The organism is Pseudomonas sp. (assembly GCF_050739655.1).
GTDB lineage: Bacteria > Pseudomonadota > Gammaproteobacteria > Pseudomonadales > Pseudomonadaceae > Aquipseudomonas.
The window spans coordinates 1-9,588 of the sequence record NZ_JBOIBY010000638.1 but is presented as its reverse complement, the minus strand read 5'-3'; the positions used below and the strand labels follow the sequence as shown (position 1 = coordinate 9,588).

The 9,588-nt window shown below is 59.2% G+C and carries 9 protein-coding genes; 8 read left to right on the top strand and 1 reads right to left on the bottom strand.

Translation table 11 applies throughout. From position 1 onward, the window contains the following. Positions 1–180: 180 nt before the first annotated feature. Positions 181–2,619, bottom strand: a complete 2,439-nt coding sequence (locus ACRESJ_RS30645; protein WP_431761246.1) for a penicillin-binding protein 1A — start codon at positions 2,617–2,619, stop codon at positions 181–183. Positions 2,620–2,836: 217 nt separating this feature from the next. Between ACRESJ_RS30645 and ACRESJ_RS30640 the strand changes: the two genes are divergently transcribed. The 8 genes from ACRESJ_RS30640 to ACRESJ_RS30605 form a co-directional block, all read left to right on the top strand. Then, the gene (locus ACRESJ_RS30640; RefSeq protein ID WP_431761244.1) at positions 2,837–3,898 is read left to right on the top strand and encodes a pilus assembly protein PilM; all 1,062 of its coding nucleotides are present in this window, start codon (positions 2,837–2,839) and stop codon (positions 3,896–3,898) included. Continuing rightward, positions 3,898–4,464 carry a PilN domain-containing protein gene (locus ACRESJ_RS30635; protein WP_431761243.1) on the top strand — a complete coding sequence of 189 codons (567 nt, stop codon included), beginning with the start codon at positions 3,898–3,900 and terminating at the stop codon, positions 4,462–4,464. Before ACRESJ_RS30640 ends, ACRESJ_RS30635 begins: the two co-directional genes overlap by 1 nt. Next, positions 4,461–5,084, top strand: coding sequence for a type 4a pilus biogenesis protein PilO (pilO, locus tag ACRESJ_RS30630; protein WP_431761242.1), 624 nt, complete (start codon positions 4,461–4,463; stop codon positions 5,082–5,084). Before ACRESJ_RS30635 ends, pilO begins: the two co-directional genes overlap by 4 nt. Next, the gene (locus tag ACRESJ_RS30625; RefSeq protein ID WP_431761241.1) at positions 5,081–5,608 is read left to right on the top strand and encodes a pilus assembly protein PilP; all 528 of its coding nucleotides are present in this window, start codon (positions 5,081–5,083) and stop codon (positions 5,606–5,608) included. The genes pilO and ACRESJ_RS30625 overlap by 4 nt, the downstream gene beginning before the upstream one ends. A gap of 13 nt (positions 5,609–5,621) precedes the next feature. Further along, positions 5,622–7,697 carry a type IV pilus secretin PilQ gene (pilQ, locus tag ACRESJ_RS30620; RefSeq protein ID WP_431761240.1) on the top strand — a complete coding sequence of 692 codons (2,076 nt, stop codon included), beginning with the start codon at positions 5,622–5,624 and terminating at the stop codon, positions 7,695–7,697. A 4-nt stretch (positions 7,698–7,701) separates the two neighbouring features. Then, positions 7,702–8,220 (top strand): shikimate kinase AroK, encoded by a 519-nt coding sequence (gene aroK, locus ACRESJ_RS30615; RefSeq protein WP_015093141.1) that lies wholly within the window; start codon positions 7,702–7,704, stop codon positions 8,218–8,220. A gap of 150 nt (positions 8,221–8,370) precedes the next feature. After that, complete coding sequence (aroB, locus tag ACRESJ_RS30610; RefSeq protein WP_431761239.1) at positions 8,371–9,471, top strand: 3-dehydroquinate synthase; 1,101 nt, start codon at positions 8,371–8,373, stop codon at positions 9,469–9,471. Positions 9,472–9,481: 10 nt separating this feature from the next. Further along, positions 9,482–9,588, top strand: a 107-nt coding sequence (locus tag ACRESJ_RS30605; RefSeq protein WP_431761245.1) for a hypothetical protein, incomplete at its 3' end; no start/stop codon positions are given.

The following is a 9,588-nucleotide window of genomic DNA, read 5'->3' as shown; positions in this document are numbered from 1 at the left end:
CTCTTCGCGGGCAAGCCCGCTCCCACAGGGTTCGGCGGCGTATACAAACTTTATGTACACCATCGCCCACTGTGGGAGCGGGCTTGCCCGCGAAGAGGCCATCAAATCCAACACAAATCTTTCAGGCACAAAAAAGCCCCGCACTTAGAAGGAAGGCAGGGCTTTTTGTAGTCGCTTGGATCAGAACAAATCGATCGGCGCCGCTTCATCCGCTGGCAACGGGCTACCGGGCGCATTGCCGTTACCCAGCTCGTTCACCGATGGCGGCGTATCTTCGGCCTTGAACAGCTCGAAGTAGGCGCCTGGCGTGCCTGGAGAGGCTGCGCGGCCGCTGATGGGGTCTACCCGCAGGCTCAGGATGCCTTCCGGCTCTGGTTGCGTGTGAGGCGGCAGGCCCTTGAGCGCGGCGCCCATGTAGTTCATCCAGATCGGCAGGGCGACGGTGCCGCCGAACTCCTTGCGGCCCAGGCTTTCAGGCTGGTCGAACCCGGTCCAGACAGTGGTCACGTAGTCGGCGTTGTAACCAGAGAACCAGGCGTCCTTGGATTCGTTGGTGGTGCCGGTTTTGCCGGCAATGTCCGCTCGCCCCAGGGCCAGGGCGCGACGGCCGGTGCCGAGCTTGATCACGTCTTCGAGCATGCTGTTGAGAATGTAGGTCGTACGGCCATCAACAATGCGCTCAGCCACGGCGGGTGCCTGCGGCGCCGGTTGCGCATCCAGTGTCTCGCCTGCCGTTGCGTTGACCGTAAAGGCCTCGGCGGTCGGAGCGGCGATACCGTCGGTGGCTGCGCCGCCCTTTGGAACGCTCGGCGGGTTGGCGACGAACAGCGTGTCGCCGTTGCGGCTTTCGATCTTGTCGATGATGTACGGGGTGATCTTGTAGCCGCCGTTGGCGAACGTACTCCAGCCGGTGGCAATTTCCATTGGCGTCAGGGTTGCGGTACCAAGGGCCAGGGACAAGTTGGGTGGCAGGTCCTGCTTGTTGAAGCCAAAGCGAGTGATGTAGTCGATGGTCTTGCCAACGCCCATCGCTTGCAGCAGGCGGATCGATACCAGGTTACGCGACTTGTAGAGCGCTTCACGCAGGCGGATCGGGCCGAGGAAGGTGTTGGTATCGTTTTTCGGGCGCCAGACCTTGTCCAGGTACTCATCGACGAACACGATCGGTGCATCGTTCACAAGGCTGGAAGCGGTGTAGCCATTATCCAGCGCTGCGCTGTAAACGAATGGCTTGAAGCTCGAGCCCGGTTGGCGCTTGGCCTGCAAAGCACGGTTGTAGTTGCTCTGCTCAAAGGCAAAGCCACCCACCAGCGAGCGGATTGCGCCGTTCTGCGGGTCGAGGGAAACCAATGCGCCTTGCGCCTGCGGGATCTGGCTGAACTTCAGCGAGTTATCCGGTTGGCGCTGCACCCGAATCAGGTCACCGACCTGAGCGACATCCGACGGCTGCTTGGGGTTGGCACCCATGCTGTTGGTGTTCAGGAACGGGCGAGCCCATTTCATGGTTTCCCAGTTCACGTGTTCGCTACCGGTGCGGGTCAGCACCTGCAGGCCGGTCTTGTCGATCTGGGTAACGATGGCTGGCTCAAGGCCGCTGATGGTGCGCTGCTTGGTCAGTTCGGTCGCCCAGGCCTCGCGAGTCTTGCCCGGCAAGCGTGACTCAGGACCGCGATAGCCGTGGCGCTGGTCATAGGTCATCAAGCCTTCGTGGACAGCGGTGTTGGCCATTTCCTGAAGGTTGCTCGGCACCGTGGTGGTGACGCGGAAACCTTCGGTGTACGCGTCGCTGCCATAACGGCCGACCATTTCGGCACGGGCCATTTCAGCGATGTAAGGCGCATTCACTTCAGGGGTCGGCACGTGATAGCTGGCGTTCAGAGGCTCGTTGATCGCTGCGGTGTAATCGGTCTCGCTGATTTTGCCCAGCTTGTACATGCGCCCCAGGATCCAGTCGCGACGCTCCTTGCTGCGGGCCGGGTTGGCCAGCGGGTTAAAACGCGACGGGGCTTTGGGCAGGCCGGCGATCATCGCCATCTGCGCCAGGCTGACATCACGAATCGACTTGCCGTAATAGACCTGCGCCGCCGCCTCGATGCCGTAGGCGCGGTTACCCAGGTAAATCTTGTTGACGTACAACTCAAGGATTTCGTCCTTGGTCAGCTGTCGTTCAATCTGCAGCGCCAGGAGGATTTCCGTGGTTTTGCGCGAGAAGCTGCGTTCGCTGGTCAGGAAGAAGTTTTTCGCCACCTGCATGGTGATGGTGCTGCCGCCTGACTGAATGTGACCGCTTTTGACCAGTTGGGTAGCGGCGCGCATCAGGCTGCTGGGGTCGACGCCATAGTGATTGGCGAAATTGTCGTCTTCAGCACTTAGTAACGCATTAATGAAATTTGGGGGAATGTCGGCGAAACGGATCGGTGTGCGGCGCATTTCGCCGAATTCTGCGATCAACTTGTTGTCGCTGCTGTAGACCCGCAGGGGAATCTGCAACTGGATGCTTCGCAGTGCCTCCACCGACGGTAATCCGGGACTAAGGTAAAGAAACGCCCCGCTCAGACCCAAAAGCAGTCCGCAGAAAACCGCGACGATGGACCAACCGAGAAATTTCAGCAGACGAATCAAGGCTTTTGGATATCCAGGGCAAAGAATGAATTTGGCATCAGGGTTCAGGCTAAAGGCGAACGACCCGCGCTTGAGAAAAAGCGGAAAAAAACGCTGGGCATTATAAGCATTTTTCGGTCGCAGGCGTCATTGGCGGCTGCTGTCAAGACGGGCGGAGGGAACGCAACACACATTACAGAGTCCGTAAGTCACGGATAGTCATAGGGAATTGCTAGTGCCAGGACTCTTCAACAAAAAAGCCAACACGCTTTTAGGGATCGACATCAGCTCGACATCGGTAAAGCTCCTGGAGCTGAGTCGCCAGGGCGGTCGTTATCGGGTCGAGGCCTACGCAGTCGAGCCGCTGCCTGCCAGCGCGGTCATCGAGAAAAACATCGCCGAGCTCGAAGGTGTGGGCCAGGCCCTCGCTCGCGTGCTGATCAAGGCCAGAACCGGCCTCAGAAACGTTGCCGTGGCCGTGTCCGGTTCGGCAGTGATTACCAAGATCATCGAGATGGATGCCGGTCTTTGCGACGACGAGATGGAAAGCCAGCTGAAGATCGAGGCCGATCAGTACATTCCTTATCCGTTGGATGAAGTCGCCATCGACTTTGAGGTCCTGGGGGCGTCAACGCGAAACCCTGAGCGAGTCAATGTGCTGCTCGCGGCCTGCCGCAAGGAAAATGTCGAAGTCCGTGAGGCGGCGTTGACCCTCGCCGGCCTGACTGCCCGCGTGGTCGACGTGGAAGCCTACGCGCTGGAGCGATCATTCGGTTTGCTGGCCAATCAGTTGGTGGCCACGCAAGAGCGTCTGGTGGCGGTAGTCGACATCGGCGCGACCATGACCACGCTGAGCGTGCTGCAGAACGGGCGGATCATCTATACCCGCGAACAATTGTTCGGGGGGCGTCAACTGACGGAGGAAATCCAGCGGCGATACGGGCTGACCATCGAACAGGCGGGGCTGGCGAAGAAGCAGGGCGGCTTGCCGGATGATTACGTTGGCGAGGTGCTGCAGCCGTTTCGCGAGGCGCTGGTGCAACAGGTGTCCCGGTCATTGCAGTTTTTCTTCGCTTCCGGCCAGTACCATTCGGTCGATCACATCTTGCTGGCAGGCGGGACGGCATCGGTTCCCGGCTTGGACCGATTGATCGAGCAGCAGTTGAGCACGCCTACGCAGGTGGCCAACCCATTCTCCGACATGACGTTGAGCAGCAAGGTTAATGCCGCGGCCCTGGCCAGTGATGCTCCGGCGATGATGATTGCCTGCGGTCTGGCCCTCAGGAGTTTCGACTGATGGCGCGGATCAATCTTTTACCCTGGCGCGAGGAGCTGCGCGAACAACGCCGCAAACGCTTTTTACTGATACTGGTCGGTGTGCTGGTAGGGTCTGCCGGCGCGGTGCTGATCGCCAATCAAGCCATCAACAACGCCATGGACCGGCAGATTGCGCGCAACGATTACATCGGCAAGCAGATCGCGGTGGTCGATGAGCGCATCAAGCAAATCAGCGATCTCAAGGCCCGTCGCCAGCAACTGGTCGAGCGCATGCGCATCATCCAGGACTTGCAGGGCAATCGGCCGATCAGCGGGCGGATTTTTGATCAGCTGGCGCGCACCTTGCCAGACGGTGTGTACTTCACCGAGGTCAAAATGGCCGGCAAGACCTTGTCTATTACCGGTGCGGCAGAGTCCAACAATCGTGTGTCCGATCTGATGCGCAATCTGGATGCCTCTGATTGGTTCGAGTCACCCAGTCTGACTGAAGTGAAAGCAACCACTGCCGGTCAGCTCGATCAAGCCAACGTCTTTCAATTAAGTGTTCGTCAGACTCAGCCTGCTGCCGTGGAGGACGGGAAATGAGTCCGTCCGAATGGTTCGAAAGCGTGCGCAGGATCGATATCAACGAACTGGACACCAACAACATCGGTTCCTGGCCACCCGCGATCAAGGTTTTGGTGGGGGTGCTGGTCATGATTCTGGTGCTGTCACTGGGTTACAACTTTTCCACGAGCGAGCTTGAGGGCCAGCTTGATCTCAAGCGCGAAGAAGAAACGACTCTCAAAGAGCAGTTCGCCACCAAGGCACACATGGCGGCAAACCTGGAACTCTACACCCAGCAGATGAAGGAAATGGAGAGTTCCTTTGGCGTGTTGCTGCGGCAACTGCCCAGTGATACCGAAGTGCCTGGCCTGCTGGAAGACATCACCCGAACCGGTCTTGGCAGCGGGTTGGAGTTTGAAGAAATCAAACTGTTGCCGGAGGTCACCCAGCCGTTCTACATCGAGCTGCCGATCCAGATTACGGTCACTGGCGCGTATCACGATCTGGCGACTTTCGTCAGCGGCGTGGCCGGGCTGCCGCGCATTGTCACCTTGCATGATTTCGACCTGGCACCAGCCAATCCTGAGGGTGGGCAGAAGTTGCGCATGAGCATCCTGGCCAAGACGTACCGCTACAACGACAAGGGGCTGCATCAATGATCCTTGTTCGTGGTGTCTCAATGGCGGTGTTGCTGGTCGTCCTGGCCGGTTGTGGCGGCGGCGATGATTTTCGTGACCTGGACGCCTACATGAACGAAATGCGCCTGCGGGCACCGGGCAAGATTGAACCAACGCCCACATTCCGGTCTTACCCGACGTTCACCTACAACGCTGCCAACCTGCGCAGCCCGTTTTCCCCGCAGGTCAGAATCGATCTTGCAGGGCGCAAGCACGGCTCGCGCAACGTCAAGCCAGACCCCGATCGGGCCAAGCAATACCTCGAAGGTTTCAACATCGAGCAGTTTGAAATGGTCGGCACCATCTCCAATGCCTCGGGCTCCTTCGCACTCTTGCGCGGGGCTGGCGGTGTTCATCGCCTGAAAGTCGGTGATTACCTGGGGCGCAACGATGGACGGATCGTCGCCATCAACAGTTCACAAGTCGATGTGGTCGAAATCGTCCCGGATGGCGAAGGTGCCTGGTTGGAGCGGCCGCGGACCATCCCTTTGAAAGAGCACTCATAGTGGAACTCGAAAAATGAACAGGATTTTCTCCGCCCTCGGAGTGTCGCTATGGATAGCGCTGCTGTCGCCGATGGTACAAGCGGCCAATCTCAAAGCGCTGGATGTCGCTGCGCTGCCAGGCGACCGCGTCGAGTTGAAACTGGCGTTCGATCAGCCACCCCCGGCGCCCCACGGATACACCACGGAATCGCCTGCCCGGATCGCGCTGGATCTGCCTGGTGTGGTCAGTCAGCTAGCGAACAAAACCCTTGATCTGGGTGCCGGCAACGCCCGCAGTGCAACGGTTGTCGAGGCCAAGGACCGTACGCGACTGATCATCAATCTGACCCGGTTAACCCCTTACGACACGCGAGTTGAAGGCAACAATCTCATCGTGGTGGTTGGGCAGGGCGGCAAAAGTGTGGCGCAGAAACCGTCCGCTACTGCCGCTCCTGCATCGGCCCCGGCGCGTGCGGTTGCACCGGCAGGCAAGGCCATTCGCGCAGTGGATTTCCAGCGCGGCAACCAGGGGGAAGGCAATGTCGTGATTGATCTGTCCGATCCGTCCATCGCGCCAGACATCCAGGAGCGTGAGGGCAAAATCATTCTCGGCTTCGCCAGGACACGCTTGCCCGATCCTCTTCGCGTGCGCCTGGACGTCAAGGATTTCGCCACGCCTGTGCAGTTCGTCAATGCCAGTGCCACGGGGGACAGGGCCACCATCACCATCGAGCCCAGCGGCGCCTTCGATTATTCGACCTATCAAACTGACAACAAGCTGACCGTCAGCATCCGTGCAATGAGCACCGGCGACTTGCAAAAGCGTAACGCCGACCGCTACGCCTACAGCGGTGAAAAACTCTCGCTGAATTTCCAGGACATCGATGTGCGCTCGGTCCTGCAATTGATCGCCGACTTCACCAACCTCAATCTGGTGGCCAGTGACACCGTTCAAGGTGGCATCACCCTGCGCCTGCAAAACGTACCGTGGGACCAGGCGCTGGATCTTGTGCTGAAGACCAAGGGGCTGGACAAACGCAAAATCGGAAACGTCCTGTTGGTCGCGCCGGCCGATGAAATTGCCGCCCGCGAGCGACAGGAACTGGAATCACAGAAGCAGATTGCCGAGCTCGCACCCCTGCGTCGCGAGCTTCTGCAGGTCAACTATGCCAAGGCAGCCGATATCGCCAAACTGTTCCAGTCGGTGACCAGCGCCGAGGCGAAAATCGACGAACGGGGTTCGATCACGGTCGATGAGCGCACCAACAACATCATCGCCTACCAGACCCAGGACCGGCTCGACGAGCTGCGGCGGATCGTGGCGCAACTGGATATCCCGGTGCGGCAAGTGATGATCGAGGCTCGGATCGTTGAAGCCAACGTCGATTACGACAAAAGCCTTGGCGTGCGTTGGGGTGGGTCGATCCAGAATAAGGGCAACTGGAACACATCGGGGGTCAGCAACGGTGCCGACGCGTCATCAACCATCGGTACGCCGGGAAGTACCAGCACCAACTCGCCGTTCGTCGACTTGGGCGCTGCCGCCAATACCTCGGGCATCGGCATTGCGTTTATCACCGACAACGTCTTGCTGGACCTTGAGCTGACGGCCATGGAAAAGACCGGCAACGGTGAAATCGTCTCGCAGCCCAAGGTCGTAACGTCCGACAAGGAAACCGCCAAAATTCTCAAGGGCACGGAGATTCCCTATCAGGAAGCCAGCTCCAGTGGCGCGACTTCCGTGTCGTTCAAGGAAGCGTCGCTGTCCTTGGAGGTGACGCCGCAGATCACCCCCGACAACCGGATCATCATGGAGGTCAAGGTGACCAAGGACGAGCCGGACTACCTGAACAAGGTCCAGGATGTACCGCCCATCAAGAAAAACGAAGTCAACGCCAAGGTCCTGGTCAACGATGGCGAGACCATCGTCATTGGCGGCGTTTTCTCAAATACTCAGAGCAAGGTCGTAGATAAGGTGCCATTTCTTGGCGATGTGCCGTATCTTGGCCGCCTTTTCCGGCGTGATGTGGTTTCGGAGAAAAAATCCGAGCTGTTGGTATTCCTCACTCCGCGTATCATGAATAATCGGGCGATTGCTGTGAGTCATTGATTCTGTGCGAAATTTGATTCTTGTTGGACCGATGGGTGCTGGAAAAAGCACCATCGGCCGGTTGCTGGCCAAAGAGCTGCGCCTGCCATTCAAAGATTCCGATAAGGAAATTGAATTGCGCACGGGCGCCAATATCCCTTGGATCTTCGATAAAGAAGGCGAACCGGGCTTTCGTGATCGCGAGCAGGCAATGATTGCCGAGCTGTGCGATTACGACGGAGTGGTGCTGGCGACAGGTGGGGGCGCGGTCATGCGCGAAGCCAATCGTCGGGCACTGCATGCCGGTGGGCGGGTGGTTTATCTGCATGCCTCGGTCGAGCAGCAGGTCGGCCGCACGGCCCGCGACCGCAATCGGCCATTGTTGCGTACTGCCGATCCGGCCAAGACCCTTCGGGATCTGTTGGCGATCCGCGATCCGCTTTATCGGGAAATTGCCGACCTGGTGGTCGAAACTGATGAGCGGCCGCCACGAATGGTCGTACTCGACATTCTGGAGCGTCTGCAGCAGTTGCCACCCCGTTAAAGCGCCGCGCGAAATGCGCTATCCTCGGCGTCCCGCCATGACTGCACAAGGTTGTGGCGGATGGCTACCGAGCGGCGTCACACCAGCAGAGGCCGTGGATATTCGTTAACTCAGGGCAGGATGCCTGATTCATCTTCACTGTGGGGAAACATGCAGACACTCAAGGTCGATCTAGGCGAGCGCAGCTACCCGATTCATATTGGCGAAGGTTTGTTGGATCGGCCTGAGCTGCTGGCCCCGCACATTCGCGGACGGCAAGTAGCGATCATCTCCAACGAGACGGTTGCGCCGCTCTATCTCGAGCGTCTGACCCGCAGCCTGGCGCAGTTCTCGGTGATTTCCGTGGTGCTGCCCGACGGCGAAGCCTTCAAGACCTGGGAAACCCTTCAACTGATTTTCGACGGCCTGCTGACCGCCCGGCATGATCGCCGTACCACGGTGATCGCCCTCGGTGGCGGTGTGATCGGTGACATGGCCGGCTTTGCCGCCGCCTGCTACCAGCGCGGCGTCGACTTCATCCAGGTTCCGACCACGCTGCTGTCGCAAGTCGACTCTTCGGTGGGCGGCAAGACCGGGATCAACCATCCGCTGGGCAAGAACATGGTCGGCGCCTTCTATCAGCCGAACGTGGTGCTGATCGATACCGCCAGCCTCAATACCCTGCCGGCGCGCGAGCTGTCCGCCGGACTGGCCGAAGTCATCAAGTACGGGCTGATCTGTGATGAGCCGTTCCTGAGCTGGCTCGAAGACAACGTCGACCGTCTGCGCAACCTGGATCAGCAAGCCCTGACCTATGCCATCGAGCGTTCCTGCGCGGCCAAGGCGGCGGTGGTCGGTGCCGATGAGAAAGAGACGGGCGTGCGTGCCACGCTGAACCTGGGCCACACTTTTGGCCACGCCATTGAAACCCACATGGGCTATGGTGTGTGGCTTCATGGTGAGGCTGTGGCTGCCGGCACCGTAATGGCGCTGGAAATGTCCACGCGGCTGGGCTGGATCAGCGAGCAGGAGCGCGATCGCGGCATTCGTCTGTTCCAGCGTGCGGGGCTGCCGGTCGTTCCGCCAGAAGAAATGACAGAAGCCGATTTCCTCGAACACATGTCCATTGATAAAAAAGTGATCGACGGTCGTTTGCGCCTGGTGCTGCTGCGCCACATGGGTGAAGCGGTGGTGACCGACGATTATCCGAAAGAGGTTCTACAGGCCACGCTGGGGGCAGACTACCGCGCCCTGGCCCAGCTTAAAGGTTAATAAGAACGCGATGACTAGTTTGCATGCCGACGAGGCTTTCCTCGGCCATTACCAGTTGAGTCATGACCCTTTTGCTCCACGGGTGCCTGGCTTCAAATTTTTCCCGGCCCAGCGCAA